The organism is Blastococcus sp. SYSU D01042, assembly GCF_054050515.1.
The window spans coordinates 36,266-55,949 of record NZ_JBJGZM010000008.1; the positions used below are offsets into that span (position 1 = coordinate 36,266).

The following is a 19,684-nucleotide window of genomic DNA, read 5'->3' on the forward strand; positions in this document are numbered from 1 at the left end:
CGGGTCAGCGGGCGCCCCGGCGCAGGGCGCCGGGCGAACGGTCGGCCGCCTCGCGGGGTGCGGGCAGCTGCAGCAGGTAGGCCTCGACCGGGTCGGTCTTGCCCTTGACCCGCAGGTGCGGTGTCGGGGTCAGCGCGGTGTCGTCGCCGATCAGCTCGCGGGTGCGCTCGCCCACCAGCACGCCGCCGACGGGGGCGGCCGCCTGCAGCCGGGCGGCGACGTTCACCGTGTCGCCGATCGCCGGGTACGCGACGTACCCGGCGCCGCCCATCTCGGAGACGACGACCGGGCCGCTGTTGACCCCCACCCGCATCTCCGGCCAGTCCTCGTGCCGTTCCCGGATGCGGGCCACCTCGGCCTGCAGCGCGGCGGCGGCGCGCACCGCGCGGCCGGCGTGGTCGGGCTGGTCCCCGCGCCGGTTGAAGGTCGCGAAGACGCCGTCGCCGGCGAACTTCTCCACCTCGCCGCGGAACCGGCGGGCGATGAGGGGCGCGGACACCTCGTAGTAGGCCCGGAGCATCGCGGCGACCTCGGCGGGGTCGCGGGACTCGGCGAAGCCCGTGTAGCCCGCCAGGTCCCCGACCAGCACCGACACCTCCTGGCGCCGCTCGCGGGTCTCGGGCAGGTACAGCGGGCGGAAGCGCTCGTCCCGCCACTCCCGCCGCGCGGCGACGAACACGACGACGAACGCGGCCACGATCAGCCCGTGCCAGACCCACCAGGAGGGGTGGAAGCTGCGCTCCCCGGCGACGGCGACGCCGACCAGCGCCTCGGCGAGCAGCCCGAAGCAGGCGACGACGCTGAGCACGAGGAAGCCGGGGTGCTCGCGGTGCACCCACCACAGCCGCGCGGCGGCGGTGACGTAGCCGATCGCGGCCACCGCCGCGGCGATCTCCAGCGTGTCGCCGCTGGGGCCCTCGCCGGTGATGACGTCGATCGGCGGCCAGTTGCCGAGCGACCAGGTGCCCCACAGCACCAGGGCGACGACGACGGCGGTGCGCAGCCACGGCCGGGCGCGCATGACCGCGGGACCGGCCCACGGCCGGACGTCGACGTAGGCCGAGCCGAGCGCGAACGGCGCGGCGAGCAGGAGGCCCACCGAGATCGCGACGGTGAACCCCGGCAGCAGCCGGTCGGTGAGCACGTACTGCGTGCCGGCCGCGTGCAGCGCCATGAAGCCGCTGATGGTGAGGAAGGCCAGCGAGAGCAGGAACACGCGCGCGTCGCCCCGCAGCCGCGCCGCCTCGCCGGCGACCACCGAGAGGCTCGCCGCGAGGCCGCCGACCAGCAGGAAGAACACGAAGTGCAGCGCCGGACCGCGCCAGTGGACGGCGGTGAAGTCCGGGCGCAGCAGGAACACCAGCCCGACCAGCGGCAGGCACAGGCCCAGCACGACGAGCGCGCCCCCGGGGCCGAGCTGCAGCGCGGCACCACGCAGGCGCGCGAGGCGCCCGCCGTGCCGGTCGTCGGTGCGGGTGTGCCCGGCCGGGTCCACCGGGCGAGCATGCCCCGGGCCCGCCGCAGCGCGCCAGGGACTTCTGCCCCGACCGCTCAGCCGTCGAGGCGGGCCAGCTGCTCCGGGGTGAGCCGCAGCTCGGCGGCGGCCGCCGAGTCCCGGATCGAGGCCGCCCGCGAGGCGCCCGGGATGGGCAGCACCACGTCGGCCTGGGCGAGGTGCCAGGCCAGGGTCACCTGGTGCACGGAGACGTCGAGCTCGGCGGCCAGCTCGGCGAAAGCGGGCGCGGAGGAGTCCAGCGAGCCGGCCGCGCCGACCCCGCCGAACGGGCTCCACGGGATGAACGCCAGCCCGTGCCCGGCGCAGTGCGCCAGCTCGTCGGCCGAGAACCGCCAGCCGGGCGAGAACTGGTTCTGCACGCCCACGAAGGCGTCCCCGACGATCGACCGGGCGACGTCGATCTGCGCGATGTCGGCGTTGGAGACGCCGACCATCTGCACCAGCCCGTCGTCGGCCAGCGCCCGCAGCGCACCCATGGAGTCCTCCCACGGCGTCGCCGGGTCGGGGCGGTGGTACTGGTAGAGCCCGATCGCCTCCACGCCCAGCCGGCGCAGCGAGCCCTCGCAGGCGCGGCGGAGGTAGCCCGGCGAGCCGTCGAGGCCCCAGTCGGTGCCCGAGCGGGTGTGCCCGCCCTTGGTCGCGACCAGCACCTCGTCCGCGCCGGACCCGTAGGCCGCGAGCGCCTCGGCGACCAGCTCCTCGTTGTGCCCGAACTCCGCCTCGTCCCGCGAGTAGGCGTCGGCGGTGTCGACGAGGGTCACGCCGGCGTCCAGCGCCGCGTGCACCACCCCGATCGCCTCCTCGCGGGAGGGCCGGGCCTCCTTGGTGGACAGGGGCATGGCCCCCAGCCCGATGGCGCTGACCGTGCGGTTCCCGATGCGTCGCTGCTCCATGGGGCTGTCGTGCCCCGCGGGTAGCGTTCTGACCCGTGACATCGCTGTTCGACCCGGCACCGGACGAGGACGGCGCCCCGGCGGTCGACCCCGGCGCGCCGCTGGCCGTCCGCATGCGGCCCCGGTCGCTCGACGAGGTCGTCGGCCAGCAGCACCTGCTCGGCGCGCGCGCCCCGCTGCGCCGGCTCGTGGAGTCCGACGAGCCCATGTCGCTGGTGCTCTACGGCCCGCCCGGCACGGGCAAGACGACGCTGGCGCACGTCATCTCGCTGGCCACCAAGCGGCAGTTCGTGCAGCTGTCCGCGCTGGACTCCGGGGTCAAGGAGGTGCGCGCGGTCATCCAGAGCGCGAAGCGCGAGCTCACCTTCTCCGGGCGCCGCACGGTGCTGTTCATCGACGAGGTGCACCGGTTCTCCAAGACCCAGCAGGACAGCCTGCTGTCCGCGGTCGAGGACCGGATCGTCAGCCTGATCGCCGCGACCACGGAGAACCCGTTCTTCTCCGTCGTCAGCCCGCTGCTCTCGCGCAGCCTGGTGCTGGCCCTCCAGCCGCTGGACGACGACGACGTGCGCACGCTGCTGCACCGGGCGCTCACCAGCGACCGCGGCCTCGACGGCGTGGTGACGCTGGCTCCCGAGGCCGAGGAGCACCTGGTGCGCATCGCCGGCGGGGACGGTCGCAAGGCGCTCACCGCGCTGGAGTCCGGTGCCGGCGCGGCGCAGGCGGTCGGGGCGACCGAGATCGACCTGGCCACCCTGGAGACCGCCGTCGCGCAGGCCGCGGTGCGCTACGACCGGCAGGGCGACCAGCACTACGACGTCGCGAGCGCGCTGATCAAGAGCATCCGGGGCAGCGACGTCGACGCCGCCATGCACTACCTGGCCCGCATGGTCGAGGCGGGGGAGGACCCGCGCTTCATCGCCCGGCGGCTGGTCATCTCCGCCAGCGAGGACATCGGCATGGCCGACCCCACCGCGCTGCTGACCGCCGTCGCCGCGGCCGACGCGGTCGCGTTCATCGGCATGCCCGAGGGGCACTTCCCGCTGGCCCAGGCCGTCGTCCACCTGGCCACGGCCCCCAAGTCCGACAGCGTCACCAAGGCGATCGGCGAGTCGGTGACCGACGTGCGCAAGGGGCTGGCCGGGCCGGTGCCGCCGGGCCTGCGCGACGGGCACTACGCAGGGGCCAAGAAGCTCGGTCACGCCCAGACCTACGTCTACCCGCACAGCCACCCCGACGGCGTCGTCCCGCAGCAGTACCCGCCCGATGCGCTGGTCGGCCGCGACTACTACCGGCCCACCGGGAGGGGTGCGGAGGCCCGCCTGGGGGAGCGGCTGGCCAAGCTCCGGGCCATCGTGCGCCGCACCCGCTGAGCGGCTGCCGATGAGGAGCACGGGACGCGGGACGCCCCGCCCGGTGGCGCGACTACTGTGACCACTCCGGGCGGAGCCCGGCCCACCCGCCAACAGATCAGGAGCACGTGTGTCCGCAGGAGAGATCGCCGGGCTGGTCGCCGCCGGTGCGTTGGTGCTGCTGGTGGCGCTGGTCGCCGTCCCGCTGCTCAAGCTCGGGCGCACGCTCGACGAGACCACGCTGACCATCCGCCAGGTCCGCGAGCAGAGCGCGCCGATCCTGACCCAGGCCAGCACCACCGTGACCCACGTGAACAGCAACCTGGAGCGGGTCGACGACATCACCGGCAACGCGGCCAACGTGTCGAGCAACGTCGCCGCGCTGACCAGCGTCGTCGCCGCCACCCTCGGCAGCCCGCTGATCAAGGTCGCCGCGTTCTCCTACGGCGTGCGCAGCGCCACGCGCAAGAAGCGCGAGGGCGAGGCGCTGGCCGAGGCCGCGCGCCGCGACAAGGAGGCACGCCGCGCCCGCCGTGCCGCCCGGCGGGCCGCCTGATGCGCCGGCTGTTCTGGCTGGCCATGGGCATCACCATCGGCGCACTGGTCGTCCGCAAGCTCTCCTCCGCGGCCGAGAAGCTGACCCCCGCCGGCATCGGCGCGTCCATCGCCGAGGGGCTGCGCGACCTGGCCGACGCCATCGGTGACTTCGGTGCCGACGTGCGCGACGCCATGGCCGAGCGCGAGCAGGAGCTGCGCGCCGGCACCGGCCTGGACGCGCCGCTGCCCGCCGGCGACCAGGTGCAGCTGCCCGGCCGCCGCGGGGCGCACAGCGCCGACTCCTGACACCCCGACCCGAGAAGACCTGATGCAGACCGCCGAGATCCGCCGCCGCTTCCTGGAGCACTTCGCCGCCCGCGGCCACACCGTCGTCCCCAGCGCCTCGCTGGTGTCGCCGGACCCCTCGCTGCTGTTCACCGTGGCCGGCATGGTGCCGTTCATCCCGTACCTGACCGGCCGGGAGCCCGCGCCCTTCCCCCGGGCCACCAGCGTGCAGAAGTGCGTGCGCACCCTCGACATCGAGGAGGTGGGCAAGACCACCCGCCACGGCACGTTCTTCCAGATGAACGGCAACTTCTCCTTCGGCGACTACTTCAAGGAAGGCGCGATCCAGCACGCCTGGGAGCTGCTCACCGGGTCGGTCGAGGACGGCGGCCTGGGGTTCGACCCCGACCGCCTCTGGGCCACGGTCTACCTGGACGACGACGAGGCCGCCGAGGCCTGGCACCGCATCGCCGGCCTGCCGGTCGAGCGGATCCAGCGGCTGGGCAAGAAGGACAACTACTGGCACACCGGGGCGGCCGGCCCCGGCGGGCCGTGCTCGGAGATCTACTACGACCGCGGTCCGGAGTACGGGCCGGACGGCGGCCCGCTGGTGGACACCGGCGGTGACCGGTTCCTGGAGATCTGGAACCTCGTCTTCATGCAGTACGAGCTCACCGACGTGCGCAGCAAGGAGGAGTTCACCGTCGTCGGTGAGCTGCCCAACAAGAACATCGACACCGGCATGGGCCTGGAGCGGGTGGCCTTCCTGCTGCAGGGCGTCGACAACCTGTACGAGATCGACGAGGTCGCGCCGGTGCTGCGGCGCGCCGCCGAGCTGGCCGGGGTCACCTACGGCAAGGACCACGAGGCCGACGTCCGGCTGCGCGTGGTCGCCGACCACGTCCGCAGCGGGCTCATGCTCATCGGTGACGGCGTCACGCCCGGCAACGAGGGCCGCGGCTACATCCTGCGCCGGCTGCTGCGCCGCGCCGTCCGCTCCATGAAGCTCCTCGGGGTCGAGGACGCCTCGCTGCCCGAGCTGCTGCCGGTCTCCCGCGACGCGATGAGCGCCAGCTACCCGGAGCTGGCCACCGACTTCGACCGCATCTCGTCGGTCGCCTACGCCGAGGAGGAGGCGTTCCGCCGCACCCTCACCTCGGGGACGGCGCTGTTCGACACCGCCGTCGCGCAGGCGAAGCAGTCGGGCACGCCCAGGCTCTCGGGCGACCAGGCGTTCAGCCTGCACGACACCTACGGGTTCCCGATCGACGTGACCCTCGAGATGGCCGCCGAGCAGGGCGTCGTCGTCGACGAGGAGGGCTTCCGCGCGCTCATGGCGCAGCAGCGCGACCGGGCCCGCGCCGACGCGCGCGCCAAGCGCACCGGCTCGGTCGACGTGCTGGCCTACCGGCGGCTGCTCGCCGACCACGGGCCGACCGACTGGCAGGCCTACGAGACCCTGCGCACCGACTCGCGGGTCCTCGGGATCGTCGCCGAGGGCAGCGACGGCGAGGGTGCGGACGACGCCGCGCCCCGCCCGGTGGGTCCCGGCGAGATCACCCGCGTGGTGCTCGACCGCACGCCCTTCTACGCCGAGTCCGGCGGTCAGGTCGCCGACGCGGGCATCCTCACCTGGGACGGCGGCCGCGCCGAGGTCATCGACGTCCAGCGCCCGGTCAAGGGCCTGGTCGCCCACCAGGTGCGGGTGCTCGAGGGGGAGCTCGCCGACGGCGTGGAGCTGACCGCCGAGGTCGACCGCGAGTGGCGGCTCTCGGCCTGCCAGGCGCACTCGGGCACGCACGTGGTGCACGCCGCGCTCCGGCAGGTGCTCGGGCCGCAGGCGCTGCAGTCCGGCTCCTACAACCGCCCGGGCTACCTGCGCCTGGACTTCGCCTGGCAGGGGGCGCTGACCCAGCAGCAGCGCACGGACATCGAGGACGTGTCCAACGCCGCCGTGCGCGCCGACCACGCGGTCTCGGCGTCCTGGATGACGCTGCCCGAGGCGCAGGCCTTCGGCGCGCTCGCGCTGTTCGGCGAGACCTACGGCGAGCAGGTGCGCGTCGTGGAGATCGGCGGCCCGTGGTCGCGCGAGCTGTGCGGTGGCACGCACGTCCGCGGCAGCGCGCAGATCGGGACGCTGGCGCTGACCGGCGAGTCGTCGGTCGGCTCGGGCTCGCGCCGCGTCGAGGCGGTCGTGGGCCTCGAGGGCTTCCGCTACCTCGCCCGGGAGCGCGACCTGGTCCGCCAGCTCGCCGAGCTGCTGAAGACCCCGCAGGACGGGCTGGTCGAGCGGGTCGGCGGCATGCTGTCGCGGCTGCGCGACGTGGACCGGGAGCTGGCCGAGCTGCGCAGCCAGCAGACGCTGGCCGCCGCGGGCCAGCTGGCCGGCGCCGCCCGCGACGTCGGCGGGATCGCCGTGGTCACCGGCGCGCCTGCCGGCCTCGGCGGCGGCGACCTGCGCACCCTGGCCCTGGACGTCCGCGGCCGGCTGGGCGACCGTCCCGCGGTCGTGCTGCTGGCGTCGGAGTCCGGTGGCAAGGTGGCCCTCGTGGCGGCGCTCAACCCGGCCGCCCTGGCGCAGGGGCTGTCGGCCGACGACGTGTTGAAGGCCGCGGCGGGTCCCGTGGGCGGCCGAGGTGGCGGAAAGGCCGACGTCGCCCAGGGGGGCGGCACCGACGCGGCGGGCATCCCCGCCGCGCTGCAGGCCGGCGAGCAGGCGGTCCAGACCGCCACTGGGAGGTGAGCACCGTGCCTTCGACCGAGGACAACGGTTCCGACTACAACCCCGACGACACCGGCCCGGTCGGGAGCCGGCGGCGCGAGCTGCCCGCGGTCCCGCCCGCCCGGCCGCGGGCGGTGCCCGGTCAGCCGGCGCACCACCCGACGACCGAGATCGACCTCAGCCAGGGCTTCCCCCCGGTGTCGAACGAGACGACCGAGATCGACCTGTCGGGCGGCTGGCCGGCGCACTTGAAGGTGCCGCCGAAGCCGTCGGCCGCGGCGACCGGGCGGGTGCTCGGCGTCGACGTGGGCACGGTGCGCGTCGGGCTGGCCATGTCCGACCCGACCGGCACCCTCGCCAGCCCGCTGGAGACCCTCCGCCGGGCCACGGACGGGTCCGACCTGGACCGCCTCGCCGCCCTCGTCGCGGAACACGAGGTGACCGAGGTGGTGGTGGGGGAGCCGAGGCACCTGTCGGGTGCGTCAGGCGCGTCGGCGGCGGACGCCAGCGCCTACTCTCAGGCACTGGCCGACCGCATAGCGGATGTGCCCGTGTACCTGATCGACGAAAGGCTCTCGACCGTGACCGCAGCGAGTCACCTGCGTCAGGGCGGCATCGACAGCCGCAACCAGCGTTCCGTCATCGACCAGGCGGCTGCCGTGGTCATCCTGCAGCAGTACCTGGACAGCCGGCGGGCGCGGTCGTGACCGATCCCGGTGGTCCGGGCCGGCGGGGGCGACACTCCGCCGGGGACGCCACCGGTGAACACCCGGCTCCACCCCGCGACGACGACCGCACCGGGCCGCTGCACACCCCCCGCGAGCCGGGCCAGCAGCACCCGTCGGCGCCGCTGCCGCCGATGCCCTCGGGCGTCTGGAACCGGCTGCAGCCGCGCACGGACGGTCCCGTCGACGACGACGCGACCGTCGCGGTCGGTCCCGACGCCGTGCACCCGGACGACCGCCACCCCGGCGAGGGCGACACCGACGCCTGGGACCGCACCGGCGGGCTCGAGGTCATCGGCGGGCACGGCGAGGACGGCCCGCACCACGACGACCACGACCTCGACCAGCACGACGCCCACGACGACGAGGTCGCCGCGGCTCCCCGGCGCCGGCGCCGTCGTCCTGTCGCGGTGCTGCTCAGCCTGCTGCTGCTCGGCGGGCTCGTCGTGGGCATCGTCCTGGGCGTGCAGGCGCTGCTCGGTCTGACGCAGGCCGAGGACTACACCGGCGAGGGCACCGGCACCGTCGAGATCCGGGTGGCCCAGGGCGACACGCTCAGCGACATCGCCCGGACCCTGGCCGACGCCGACGTCATTGCCTCCACCCGCCCCTTCGTGGACGCGGCCGAGGGCAACGCCGCGGCCACCGGCATCCAGCCCGGCGTCTACGGACTGCGCTCGCAGATGAGCGGCCAGGCGGCGCTGGACCTGCTGCTGTCCGAGGAGTCACGCCTGCTGACCCGCGTCACCATCCCGGAGGGCCTCACGGTCACCCGGACCCTGGAACGCATCGCGTCGGAGACCGGCCGGCCGATCGAGGAGCTGCAGGCCGCCGCGGCCGACCCGGTCGCGCTGGGGCTGCCCGCCTCCGCCAACGGCCAGCCGGAGGGCTACCTCTTCCCGGCCACCTACGACGTCGAGCCCGACGACACCGCGGCCGACATCCTGCGAGCGATGGTGCAGCAGTACGCGGCTGTCGCCGGCGACCTCCAGCTCGAGGCGCGGGCGGCCGCGGTCGGCCGGACCCCGGCCGAGATCGTCACGATCGCCTCGATGATCCAGTCCGAGACCCGGCTGGACGAGGAGCGCCCGGACGTGGCGCAGGTGGTCTACAACCGGCTCGACCAGGGGATCCCGCTCGGGATCGACGCCACGCTGGCCTTCGGGCTCGGCAAGAGCGGCAACGACCTGACCGTGAGCGACCTGCGCACCGACAGCCCGTACAACACGCGGACGCGCGGCGGGCTCCCGCCCACGCCGATCAGCTCGCCGGGCGAGGCCAGCCTGGAGGCGGCGCTGGCCCCGAGCACCGGCGACCTCCTGTACTACGTGCTGGAGAGCTCCGACGGGAACCACTTCTTCACCTCCGACTACGCCGAGTTCCAGGCCGCCCGGCAGCGCTGCGCCGACGCCGGCCTGGGCTGCGGTGGCTGAGGGTCCGAAGCGGGCCGCCGTCCTCGGGCGGCCGGTCTCGCACTCGCTCTCCCCGCTGCTGCACCGCGCCGCCTACGCCGCGCTCGGCCTCGGCGACTGGCGCTACGACGCGCTCGACGTGGGCGCTGCCGACCTGCCCGACCTGCTCGCCGGGCTGGACGAGCAGTGGCGCGGCTTCTCGGTGACCATGCCGTGCAAGCAGGCGGCGGTCGACGTCGCCGACGTGGTCGAGCCGCTGCCGCGGCTGCTGCACGCGGCCAACACGCTGGTCCGCGAGACCCGCGGGTGGCGGGCGGAGAACACCGACGTCGCCGGCATCGGCACCGCGCTGCAGGCGGCCGGCGTGGAGCAGGTCGAGCGCGCAGCCGTCCTGGGCGCCGGCGGGACCGCCGCCGCGGCCGCGGTGGCCCTCGCCTCGCTGGGTGCCCGGCACCTCGACGTCGTCGTCCGCGAGCCGGAGCGGGCCGCCGACCTGCTCGGCGTGCTCGACGTGCTGCAGGTGCCGGCGACGGTGTCCCGGCTGGACGGCGCCGACGTCGACGCGCCGGTCGTGGTCAGCACCGTGCCCGTCGACGGCCAGGCCGCGGTGAGCGCGCTGCCGTGGCGGGCCGGGCAGACCGTCCTCGACGTCCTCTACGCGCCCTGGCCCACCCCCCTGGCCGAGCGGGTCACCGCCGCCGGCGGCACGGTGATCGGCGGCGCCGAGGTGCTGTTCTGGCAGGCCACCGTGCAGGTGGAGCTGATGACCGGTTCCCCCGCACCGCTGGCGGAGATGCGCCGGGCCCTGGACGCCGCGCTCTCCGTGCGCTGAGCCCCGCCCGTGGAGCCGTCCCGGCCGGTGCTCGCCGTCGTCGTCCTGGTCACCGCGCTGGCGGTCGGGCCGTGGCTGGCACGGGTCGCCGTCCGGCTGGGCACCCGCGACCCGGCCGCGGTGCCCGGCCCGCTGCGGACCGGCGTCACGACCGGGGTCCTCGCCGCCCTGCTCGCGGGTGCGGGGGAGCTGACCGGGCTGCGGCCGGTCACCGCAGCGCTCGCCTGGGCGGCGGGTGCGGCCGTGGTGCTGGGCGCCACCGACCTGATCGGCCACCGGCTGCCCGACCGGGTCACGTACCCGGCCGGGGTCGTCTGCGGCGCCGCTCTGCTGGTCGACGCGGCCGTCGAGGGCACGTGGACGGCGCTGCTCCGGGGCCTGGCCGCCGGTCTGGTCGCGGCGGGTACCGGTGCACTGGCCTGGGTGGTCTCCCCGCACGGGCTCGGGCTGGGCGACGCCAAGCTCCTGGGGCTGCTCGGCCTGCTGCTGGGCTGGTTCGGCTGGGGCGTGCTCATGGCGGGGGTCTTCCTCGGCCTGCTCACCGGCGCGCTGGTCTCGGTCGCCCTGGTGCTCACCCGCCGCGCCGGCTGGCGGACCGCGGTCCCCTTCGGCCCGCCGCTGCTGGCCGGCGCGGTGCTCGCCCTGGCCCTGGGCGCCGCGCCCCCCGGCCTCTGAAGGGCGGGGTCGCGCTGCTGGCAGACTGGCCGGCATGTTGCGCTGGTTGACCGCAGGTGAATCGCACGGTCAGCAGCTCACCGCGATCCTGGAGGGGCTGCCCGCCGGGGTCGAGGTGCAGACCGCCGACCTCGACCGCGAGCTGGCCCGCCGCCGGCTGGGCCACGGCCGCGGCGCGCGGATGTCCTTCGAGCAGGACGAGGTGACCCTGACCGGGGGCGTGCGGCACGGCCGCACCCAGGGCGGCCCGATCGCGGTCCAGGTGGGCAACACGGAGTGGCCCAAGTGGTCGACGGTCATGTCCGCCGACCCGGTGGCCGCCGACGTGCTCGAGGGGCAGGCGCGCAACGCCCCCCTCACCCGCCCGCGCCCCGGGCACGCCGACCTTGCCGGCATGCAGAAGTACGGCTTCGACGACGCCCGTCCGGTGCTGGAGCGGGCCAGCGCCCGCGAGACCGCCGCCCGCGTGGCGCTCGGCGCGATCGCGCAGGCCTTCCTGCGCCAGGCGCTGGACGTCTCGGTCGTCAGCCACGTGGTCGCCATCGGCCCCGTGACCGCTCCCGACGGGATCGTCCCGGGCCCGGGCGACAACCCGGCCCTCGACGAGGACCCGGTGCGCTGCGCGGACCCCGCCACGAGCGCGGCCATGGTCGCCGAGATCGATGACGTCCGGAAGAACGGCGACACCCTGGGCGGCATCATCGAGGTCGTCGTGCACGGGCTGCCCCCGGGCCTGGGCAGCCACGTGCACTGGGACCGGCGGCTGGACTCCCGGCTGGCCGGCGCGCTGATGGGCGTCCAGTCGGTCAAGGCCGTCGAGGTCGGGGACGGTCTGGAGACCGCCCGGCGCCGCGGCTCGGTGGCCCACGACGAGATCGTGCTCGCCGACGGCCCGGACGGGCGGCGCGTCCAGCGGCTCACCGACCGCGCCGGCGGCATCGAGGGCGGGATGACCAACGGCGAGGTGGTCCGGGTGCGCGCGGCGATGAAGCCGATCAGCACCGTGCCGCGCGCGCTGCAGACCGTCGACGTCGCCACCCAGGAGCCGGCCGTGGCCATCAACCAGCGCAGCGACGCCTGCGCGGTGCCGCGGGGCTCGGTGGTCATGGAGGCGATGGTGGCGCTGGTGCTGGCCGACGCCGTCCTCGAGAAGTTCGGGGGCGACTCGCTGGCCGAGACCCGCCGCAACGCGCGGGCCTACCTCGACTCCCTGCCGCTCCGGTGACCGCGCAGGGGCCGCGGCTGGTGCTCGTCGGGCCGCCGGCGTCGGGCAAGACGACCGTGGGCACGGCCGTCGCCGCCGCGCTCGGCGTCGGCTTCCGCGACACCGACCGGGACGTCGAGACCGGCACGGGCAGCAGCGTCGCCGACCTCTTCCTCGAGCACGGCGAGCCGCACTTCCGCGCGCTCGAGCGCGCGGCGGTGGAGCGCGCGCTGGCCGAGCACGACGGCGTCCTCGCCCTCGGCGGCGGCGCGGTCATGGACGTGGGGACGCGGGCGCTGCTGGTCGCCCACGGCCGCGCGGGCGGGGCGGTGGTCTGGCTCGACGTCGACCTGGGGTCGGCGGCCAAGCGCGTCGGGCTGTCGCGGGACCGGCCGCTGCTGGCGGTCAACCCGCGCGCCATGCTGCGCACCATGCTCGAGGACCGCGCCCCGCTGTACCGCGAGGTGGCCACCGCGACCGTGCCCACCAGCGGCCGCACCCCCGACGACGTCGTCGTCGACGTGCTCGCGCTGCTGCGCGGGGAGGACGCCCGATGAGGCAGGTCGAGGTCCCGGGCGAGCGGCCCTACGAGGTGCTCATCGGCGCCGGTGCGCAGGCCCGCCTGGCGCTGGTGCTCGACGGCACCGCCCGCGCCGTCGTCGTGCACGCGCCACCGCTGGCGGCCGCCGCCGGCGCTGCGGTCGAGACGCTGCAGACCGCCGGTGTGGCGGCCGAGGCGGTGGTGGTCCCCGACGGGGAGGCGGCGAAGACCGCCGAGGTAGCCGCAGGTGCCTGGGAGCAGTTCGGCCGGCTCGGCCTGACCCGCACCGACGCCGTCGTCGGGCTCGGCGGGGGAGCGGTGACCGACCTGGCCGGCTTCCTCGCCGCGACCTGGGCCCGCGGCGTGCGCGTGGTGCAGGTGCCCACGAGCCTGCTCGGCATGGTCGACGCCGCCGTCGGCGGGAAGACCGGCATCAACACCTCCGCGGGCAAGAACCTCGTCGGTGCGTTCCACCCGCCGGCCGCCGTCCTCGCCGACACCGACGCGCTCGCCGGGCTGCCGGAGGCCGAGTTCCGCTCCGGCCTGGCCGAGGTGGTCAAGTGCGGCTTCATCGCCGACGCGGAGATCCTGCGGCTGCTCACCGCGGACCCGAGCGGCCGGCGGGACACCGAGGAGCTCATCGCCCGCGCCGTCCAGGTCAAGGCCGACGCGGTGGGCCAGGACCTGCGCGACACCGGCGTCCGGGAGTTCCTCAACTACGGCCACACCCTGGGCCACGCGATCGAGCGGACCGAGGACTTCGGCTGGCGGCACGGCGAGGCCGTCGCCGTCGGCATGGTGTTCGCCGCGGAGCTCGCCGGGCAGGCCGGCCTGCTCACGCCCGAGGAGGTCGGGCGGCACCGCTCGCTCATCGCCGCGATGGGCCTGCCGGTCACCTACGACGGCGACTGGCCGACGCTGCAGGCGGTCATGCGCGTGGACAAGAAGGCCCGCGGCGCCACGCTGCGGTTCGTCGTCCTCGACGGCATCGGCAACCCGACGATCCTCACCGACCCCGACCAGTCCTGGCTCGACGCCGCCTGGGAAGCCGTTTCGTCCGCCCACCCCGCCGCCCCGCCGAACGGAGACGACGCATGACGATCCAGGTGCTCAACGGCGCCAACCTCGGCCGGCTCGGCACCCGCGAGCCGGAGATCTACGGCACGACGACCTACGCCCAGCTCGTCGACCTGGTCGAGACCGCCGCCCGCGAGCTGGAGCTCGACGTCGTCGTGCGCCAGACCGACGACGAGGGCCAGCTGCTGCGCTGGATCCACGAGGCCACCGACGCCGGCCACCCGGTGATCCTCAACCCGGCGTCCTGGTCGCACACCTCGGTCGCGCTGCACGACGCCCTCGCGGCGCTGGGCACGCCGCTGGTCGAGGTGCACATCAGCAACGTGCACCGGCGCGAGCCGTTCCGGCACCACTCCTACGTCTCCGCCGTCGCCGACGGGGTGATCGCCGGTCTCGGTGTCGAGGGCTACGTGCTCGCGCTGCAGTGGATGTCGCTGCGGGGCCACCGGTGACCCTGGCCGGGGCGGCGGGGCGGGACACCAGCAGAGCCGCCCGCCGCGACGTCCTGCGGGCCACTGCTGCCGAGCGCGGCCTGGACGCGGTGCTGGTCACCAACCTGCTCAACGTCCGCTACCTGACCGGCTTCACCGGATCCAACGGCGCGCTGCTGGTGCGCACCGACGGGCCCGACCTGTTCGGCACCGACGGCCGGTACACGACGCAGGCCGCCGCCCAGGTGCCCGACGTCGAGGTGCTGGTGGACCGCGGCACCGTGCCCGCCCTGGCCCGCGCCGCCGTGCGCGCCGGCGCCGGCCGGCTCGGCTTCGAGTCCTCCGACCTCACGGTGGACGGCTTCGAGCAGCTGCGCGCGGTGCTCGCCGACGCCGCGGACGGCGGCACCGTGCCGGAGCTGGAGTCGATCCGCCGGGCGGTCGAGGCGCAGCGGGCGGTCAAGGACGACGGCGAGATCGAGGCGCTGCGGCGGGCGTGCGCGGTCGCCGACCGGGCGCTGGCCGAGCTCGTGGCCGAAGGGGCGCTGCGGCCCGGGCGCACCGAGCTGGAGGTCGGCCGCGAGCTCGACGCCCGCATGCTCGCCCTGGGCGCGGAGGCGCCGTCGTTCGAGACCATCGTCGCCGCCGGCGCCAACTCGGCCATCCCGCACCACCGGCCCGACGCGACCGTCCTGCAGGCCGGGGACTTCCTGAAGCTCGACTTCGGGGCGACCGTCGAGGGCTACCACTCGGACATGACGCGCACCGTCGTCCTGGGCTCCGCGGCGGACTGGCAGCGCGAGATCTACGCCCTCGTCGCGCAGTCGCAGGCGACCGGGCGCGCGGCACTGGCGGTCGGCACCGAGGTCGTCGCCGTCGACGCGGCGTCCCGCGGGGTGATCGCCGCGGCCGGTCACGCCGACCACTTCACCCACGGCCTCGGGCACGGCGTGGGGCTGGAGATCCACGAGGCGCCCGGCATCGGCCCGCTGGGCGCGGGTACGCTGGCCGCCGGCATGGCCGTCACCGTGGAGCCGGGCGTCTACCTGCCCGGCCGCGGCGGTGTCCGGATCGAGGACACCTTGATAGTCACGGACGACGCGCCCGAGTTGTTGACCCTCACGAGCAAGGAACTGCTGGTCCTCTAGATGGCTACCACCAACGACCTGAAGAACGGCATCGTCCTCAAGCTGGACGGCCAGCTCTGGACCGTCACCGACTTCCAGCACGTGAAGCCGGGCAAGGGCGGCGCCTTCGTGCGCACCACGCTGAAGAACGTGCTCTCGGGCAAGGTCGTCGACAAGACGTTCAACGCCGGCCTGAAGGTCGAGACGGCCACCGTCGACAAGCGGAACATGACCTTCCTGTACAAGGACGGCGCCGACTTCGTCTTCATGGACGGCGACACGTTCGACCAGATCACGGTGCCCGCGGCGACGGTCGGCGGCGCCGCGGACTACATGCTGGAGAACACCGAGGCCATGGTCGCGGTCAACGAGGGCGTGCCGCTCTACGTGGAGCTCCCGGTCACCCTGGAGCTCGTGGTCCAGCACACCGATCCGGGTCTGCAGGGCGACCGCTCCACCGGCGGCACGAAGCCCGCGACGCTGGAGACCGGCGCGGAGATCCAGGTCCCGCTGTTCATCACCACCGGCGAGAAGCTCAAGGTCGACACCCGGGACGGCCGGTACCTCGGCCGGGCCAACTGACCCAGCGGCTCTCCCCATGGCTGCCCGCACCAAGGCCCGCAAGCGCGCTGTCGACGTCCTCTACGAGGCCGACGTCCGGGGCCGCGAGCGGCGGTCCCTGCTCGCCGAGCGCGTCGCCGACGGCAACCCGCCGGTGCCCGAGCACTCGATCCGGCTGGTCGAGGGCGTCGACGAGCACGCGGCGCGCATCGACGCGCTGATCGACGCCCACGCGTCCGGCTGGTCGCTCGACCGGCTGCCCGACGTCGACCGCGCGATCCTGCGCATGGCGGTCTTCGAGCTCCTGTGGGCCGACGACGTGCCCGACGCCGTGGTGATCGACGAGGCGGTGGAGCTGGCCAAGACGCTGTCCACCGACGACTCGCCGGCGTACGTCAACGGCGTCCTGGGCGCGATCCTGCAGGCGGAAGTCCCCACCAGCTGAGTCGCGTGGACCTGGTCGGGCGGCTCGTGGCTGTCGTCGCTGACCAGCGCGCCCGGGACGACCGGGTGCTGGTGGGCATCGACGGCCCCGACGCGGCGGGCAAGACCACGCTCGCCGACGAGCTCGCCGCTGCCATCGGCGGTCCCGTGCACCGCGTGTCGATCGACGACCACCAGCGCCCGCGCGCCGAGCGGTACGCCCGCGGCGAGCTCTCGCCCGCGGGCTGCTACCGCGACACCCACGACCTGGCGGCCTTCACGGCCGCCTGCCGGGCCGGCCCCGCGGGCGTCCCGGTGGTCGCGGACGGGGTCTTCCTGCTGCGCCCGGAGCTGCGCGACCTGTGGACCTTCGCCGTCCACCTGCGCGTGGGCGACGAGGAGGTGCTGCGGCGCGCGCTCGAGCGGGACACCGCGCTGTTCGGTTCGGCCGTCGAGGTGGAGCGCCGGTACCGCGGCCGCTACCTGCCCGCGCAGGAGCTCTACCGTGCCGAGGCCGACCCCGAGGCGCGCGCCGACGTGCTGGTGGACAACACCGACCCCCGCCGCCCCCGCGTCCTGCGCTTCCCCTGACGCGCTCCGGTCCTACTGCAGGTCGCGCTTCGCGAACAGGAGGGCGCCGACGCCGACGACGACCAGCGTGACGACGCCGAGGAACACGCCGGCCTGCAGGTGGCCGAGGTGGTACTCGACGGGCTCGACGACGCCGTTCACGTCCGGCCGGCCCTCGTAGACGTAGATCGTCGAGCCGCCCTGCTGCACGAGCGCGAGGGCGTTCTCGCTGAGCAGCCAGGGTTGCCACAGCGGCCGGATGCCGCGCACCAGGTTCTCCACGACCACCAGGTAGACGAAGGCGTTGCCCAGCGCGGCTCCGGTGTTGCGCACCAGGTTCGTGAGCCCGAAGGCCAGCAGCGCCGCGAGCACGGTGAGCAGCACGCCGCGGGCCTGGGTCTGCAGCAGGTCGCCCCAGAACCCGGCCGGCAGCGCGGCGTCCAGGCCGACGGCGGCCCGCAGGATGCCGGCCATCGCCAGCCAGGCCGCCTGCGCCACCACACCGAGAACGGCCGCCGCACCCGTGAGGACGACGAGCTTCGCGGCCACCACCTGCATCCGGCGGGGCACCCAGAACAGCAGCGCGACCAGCGACCGGGTCGACCACTCCGCGCCGATCCAGGTCGCCCCGATGAGGGCTGCGACGACGGCGGCGATGCCGGCGAAGGCGAGCGCGCCGGTGGTCCCGGAGGCGGCGAGGTCGAACGGCGCCTCGTCGAGGTACCAGGCCAGCTCGTAGTCGTCACGGTCCTGCTGCGGCCCGCAGAAGTCGTCGGGCGAGGTGCCGGCGGGGATGTCCGCCTCGGCCAGGCAGTCCTGCCGGAACTCCTCGTTCATCTCCAGGTCGGCGGCGATCTGCTGCTCGGCGCGGGCGATCTCGTCGGGCCCGGGGTTCCCGTGCTGGGTGACCGCGACGACGGTGGCCACGACCCAGCCGACCAGGGCGAGGACGAGCACCAGCTGGATGAACCGGCGCGAGCGGAAGCGGTGGATCTCCGAGCGCAGCAGGCTGCCGAAGCCGGCCCGGGACGCGCCGGTGCCGTCCGGACGGGCGGGGGGCTGCTCCACGAGGGCGCTCATTCCGGCGTCCCGCCGTGCTCGTCGCCGGTGATGGCGAGGAAGGCGCTCTCCAGGTCGGGGGTCACCCGTCTCAGCTCCTCGACGTAGAGGCCGGCGCCGGCCAGCGCGCGGGTGATCTCGCTGGGTGCGGTCACGGCGTGCACCAGCAGCGCGCCCTCGGCGGGGGAGACGGAGAACCCGGCGCCCCGCAGCACGCCGGCGGCGGTGGCGGGCTCGGCGACCTGCACCAGCACGTCGCCGGAGCCGCGGCTGGCCAGGACCTCCCCGACCGGCCCGGAGGCGACGCAGCGCCCGCGGGCCAGGATCGACACCGAGTCGCAGACCTGCTGGATCTCCGCGAGCAGGTGCGAGGAGAGCAGCACCGTGGTCCGGCCGTCGCGTCCGAGCCGCCGGATCAGCTCGCGGACGTCGCGGATGCCCGCCGGGTCCAGGCCGTTGCTCGGCTCGTCCAGGATCAGCAGCCGCGGCTGCTTGAGCAGCGCTGCGGCGATGCCGAGCCGCTGCTTCATGCCGAGCGAGTAGCCCTTGAACCGGTCCTCGGCGCGGTCGGTGAGGTCGACCAGCTCGAGGCACTCGTCGACGCGCGTCCGTGGGAGGCCCGCGGCCTCGGCCAGGAGCTGCAGGTTGAGCCGGCCGGTGAAGCCGGGGAAGAACAGCGGGGTCTCCACCAGCGCCCCCACCGAGCCGATGACCTCGGGGAGGGCGGCGGGCACGGGGCGGTCCAGCAGCCGGATCTCCCCGCTGCCCGCGTCGGCGGACACCAGGCCGAGCAGCACGCGGATCGTCGTCGTCTTGCCCGAGCCGTTCGGGCCGAGGAAGCCGTGCACGCCGCCGGTCTCGACGAGGAGATCCAGGGAGTCCAGGGCCCGGTGCGGCGGGCGCCCCCGCCGCCGGTAGGTCTTGGACACCGCGGACAGCTGCACGGCCGGCATGGCTGCACCCTGGCACGGGGGGCGCCCGTGGGACGCAACGACACGAAGGGGCCCCCACCGGATCGGCGGGGGCCCCTGTCATCGCTCAGCGCGGGGAGCGGCGGCGCTCCCAGTTCGGGTCGATCTCCTCGTCGTCGTCCTCGGACCCGCCGAAGCCCACGACGCTGTCCATGCCGGCCGAGATGACCCCCCACTCGATGAGCCGCGAGGTCAGCTCGTCGGGGCTCATGTCGTAGATGATCGCCAGCGACTTGAGGTCCTCGGCGCGGATCGAGAGGACCTTGCCGTTGTAGTCGTGTCGCTGCGCCTGGATGGTGGAGGCGTAGCGGGCCAGCGGGCCGGCCTCGTCCGCAGGCAGCGAGCCCAGCGACTCGAGGTTCAGCACGATCTTGCTGCTGGAGGTCACCGCGGAGCTCGGCCGCGGGTCGGGCAGCAGCTCGGAGACGGGCACGCCGTAGAAGACGGCGAGCTCGGAGAGCCGCTGGACGGTGACCGCGCGGTCGCCGCGCTCGTAGGAGCCGACGACGACTGCCTTCCAGCGGCCGTGCGACTTGTCCTCGACACCCTGCAGGGACAGGCCCTGCTGGTTGCGGATGGCGCGGAGCCGGGCGCCCAGGGCCCGTGAGTAGTCGGTGCTCATCGCGTTCCTGCTCACTGTCCGTCGTCGGGGGATGGTCCTGATCGTCACAGAGCGTACTGGTCCTGCCGCGCCCGCAACACCCGGTCACGCGCCGTGCGTGGAACTCACGGGCGCTCCACCAGCGGCTCCGCACCGGCGCGGGAGCCGGC

General features: G+C 74.9%; 21 protein-coding genes. 16 read left to right on the forward strand and 5 right to left on the reverse strand.

What is annotated here, in order from left to right; genetic code table 11:
• Nucleotides 1-4 precede the first annotated feature (4 nt).
• Together ACI79H_RS15055 and ACI79H_RS15060 are read right to left on the reverse strand one after the other, a co-directional pair.
• Nucleotides 5-1,495, reverse strand: a complete 1,491-nt coding sequence (locus ACI79H_RS15055) for an adenylate/guanylate cyclase domain-containing protein (protein WP_456555213.1) — start codon at nucleotides 1,493-1,495, stop codon at nucleotides 5-7.
• A gap of 56 nt (nucleotides 1,496-1,551) precedes the next feature.
• Nucleotides 1,552-2,409 carry an aldo/keto reductase gene (locus ACI79H_RS15060; RefSeq protein WP_456555214.1) on the reverse strand — a complete coding sequence of 286 codons (858 nt, stop codon included), beginning with the start codon at nucleotides 2,407-2,409 and terminating at the stop codon, nucleotides 1,552-1,554.
• Between the two features lie 35 nt (nucleotides 2,410-2,444).
• Between ACI79H_RS15060 and ACI79H_RS15065 the strand changes: the two genes are divergently transcribed.
• The 16 genes from ACI79H_RS15065 (at nucleotide 2,445) to ACI79H_RS15140 (ending at nucleotide 16,904) form a co-directional block, all read left to right on the forward strand.
• Nucleotides 2,445-3,782, forward strand: a complete 1,338-nt coding sequence (locus tag ACI79H_RS15065; protein WP_456555215.1) for a replication-associated recombination protein A — start codon at nucleotides 2,445-2,447, stop codon at nucleotides 3,780-3,782.
• A 109-nt stretch (nucleotides 3,783-3,891) separates the two neighbouring features.
• Nucleotides 3,892-4,317 (forward strand): DUF948 domain-containing protein, encoded by a 426-nt coding sequence (locus tag ACI79H_RS15070; RefSeq protein WP_456555216.1) that lies wholly within the window; start codon nucleotides 3,892-3,894, stop codon nucleotides 4,315-4,317.
• Nucleotides 4,317-4,604, forward strand: a complete 288-nt coding sequence (locus ACI79H_RS15075; protein ID WP_456555217.1) for a hypothetical protein — start codon at nucleotides 4,317-4,319, stop codon at nucleotides 4,602-4,604. Before ACI79H_RS15070 ends, ACI79H_RS15075 begins: the two co-directional genes overlap by 1 nt.
• A gap of 22 nt (nucleotides 4,605-4,626) precedes the next feature.
• Nucleotides 4,627-7,326 carry an alanine--tRNA ligase gene (gene alaS, locus ACI79H_RS15080; protein WP_456555218.1) on the forward strand — a complete coding sequence of 900 codons (2,700 nt, stop codon included), beginning with the start codon at nucleotides 4,627-4,629 and terminating at the stop codon, nucleotides 7,324-7,326.
• A 5-nt stretch (nucleotides 7,327-7,331) separates the two neighbouring features.
• Nucleotides 7,332-8,012, forward strand: coding sequence for a Holliday junction resolvase RuvX (ruvX, locus tag ACI79H_RS15085; protein ID WP_456555219.1), 681 nt, complete (start codon nucleotides 7,332-7,334; stop codon nucleotides 8,010-8,012).
• Between the two features lie 152 nt (nucleotides 8,013-8,164).
• On the forward strand, nucleotides 8,165-9,463 hold the full coding sequence (gene mltG, locus ACI79H_RS15090; protein ID WP_456555220.1) for an endolytic transglycosylase MltG: 1,299 nt from the start codon (nucleotides 8,165-8,167) through the stop codon (nucleotides 9,461-9,463).
• Nucleotides 9,456-10,274 carry a shikimate dehydrogenase gene (locus ACI79H_RS15095; RefSeq protein ID WP_456555221.1) on the forward strand — a complete coding sequence of 273 codons (819 nt, stop codon included), beginning with the start codon at nucleotides 9,456-9,458 and terminating at the stop codon, nucleotides 10,272-10,274. The genes mltG and ACI79H_RS15095 overlap by 8 nt, the downstream gene beginning before the upstream one ends.
• Nucleotides 10,275-10,283: 9 nt before the next feature.
• Nucleotides 10,284-10,949: a prepilin peptidase gene (locus tag ACI79H_RS15100; RefSeq protein ID WP_456555222.1), complete on the forward strand. Its 666-nt coding sequence runs from the start codon at nucleotides 10,284-10,286 to the stop codon at nucleotides 10,947-10,949.
• Nucleotides 10,950-10,983: 34 nt separating this feature from the next.
• Nucleotides 10,984-12,174, forward strand: coding sequence for a chorismate synthase (gene aroC / locus ACI79H_RS15105; RefSeq protein WP_456555223.1), 1,191 nt, complete (start codon nucleotides 10,984-10,986; stop codon nucleotides 12,172-12,174).
• The gene (locus tag ACI79H_RS15110; RefSeq protein ID WP_456555224.1) at nucleotides 12,171-12,710 is read left to right on the forward strand and encodes a shikimate kinase; all 540 of its coding nucleotides are present in this window, start codon (nucleotides 12,171-12,173) and stop codon (nucleotides 12,708-12,710) included. The genes aroC and ACI79H_RS15110 overlap by 4 nt, the downstream gene beginning before the upstream one ends.
• Nucleotides 12,707-13,792 carry a 3-dehydroquinate synthase gene (aroB, locus tag ACI79H_RS15115; protein ID WP_456555225.1) on the forward strand — a complete coding sequence of 362 codons (1,086 nt, stop codon included), beginning with the start codon at nucleotides 12,707-12,709 and terminating at the stop codon, nucleotides 13,790-13,792. The genes ACI79H_RS15110 and aroB overlap by 4 nt, the downstream gene beginning before the upstream one ends.
• On the forward strand, nucleotides 13,789-14,223 hold the full coding sequence (gene aroQ / locus ACI79H_RS15120; RefSeq protein WP_456555226.1) for a type II 3-dehydroquinate dehydratase: 435 nt from the start codon (nucleotides 13,789-13,791) through the stop codon (nucleotides 14,221-14,223). Before aroB ends, aroQ begins: the two co-directional genes overlap by 4 nt.
• Complete coding sequence (locus ACI79H_RS15125) at nucleotides 14,220-15,350, forward strand: M24 family metallopeptidase (RefSeq protein WP_456555227.1); 1,131 nt, start codon at nucleotides 14,220-14,222, stop codon at nucleotides 15,348-15,350. Before aroQ ends, ACI79H_RS15125 begins: the two co-directional genes overlap by 4 nt.
• The gene (gene efp / locus ACI79H_RS15130; RefSeq protein WP_456555228.1) at nucleotides 15,351-15,911 is read left to right on the forward strand and encodes an elongation factor P; all 561 of its coding nucleotides are present in this window, start codon (nucleotides 15,351-15,353) and stop codon (nucleotides 15,909-15,911) included.
• A 16-nt stretch (nucleotides 15,912-15,927) separates the two neighbouring features.
• Nucleotides 15,928-16,335, forward strand: coding sequence for a transcription antitermination factor NusB (gene nusB, locus ACI79H_RS15135; protein WP_456555229.1), 408 nt, complete (start codon nucleotides 15,928-15,930; stop codon nucleotides 16,333-16,335).
• Nucleotides 16,336-16,340: 5 nt separating this feature from the next.
• Nucleotides 16,341-16,904 carry a hypothetical protein gene (locus tag ACI79H_RS15140; RefSeq protein WP_456555230.1) on the forward strand — a complete coding sequence of 188 codons (564 nt, stop codon included), beginning with the start codon at nucleotides 16,341-16,343 and terminating at the stop codon, nucleotides 16,902-16,904.
• A gap of 12 nt (nucleotides 16,905-16,916) precedes the next feature.
• On the opposite strand, the gene ACI79H_RS15145 is transcribed toward ACI79H_RS15140, so the two are convergent.
• From ACI79H_RS15145 to bldD, 3 genes are all read right to left on the reverse strand, one after another.
• Entirely contained in the window at nucleotides 16,917-17,963 is a 1,047-nt protein-coding gene (locus ACI79H_RS15145) for an ABC transporter permease subunit (protein WP_456555231.1), read from the reverse strand.
• The gene (locus ACI79H_RS15150) at nucleotides 17,960-18,895 is read right to left on the reverse strand and encodes an ABC transporter ATP-binding protein (protein ID WP_456555232.1); all 936 of its coding nucleotides are present in this window, start codon (nucleotides 18,893-18,895) and stop codon (nucleotides 17,960-17,962) included. The genes ACI79H_RS15145 and ACI79H_RS15150 overlap by 4 nt, the downstream gene beginning before the upstream one ends.
• 85 nt (nucleotides 18,896-18,980) lie before the next feature.
• A complete protein-coding gene (gene bldD / locus ACI79H_RS15155) occupies nucleotides 18,981-19,535 on the reverse strand; it encodes a transcriptional regulator BldD (RefSeq protein ID WP_456555233.1) in 555 nt (184 codons plus the stop codon).
• Nucleotides 19,536-19,684 lie beyond the last annotated feature (149 nt).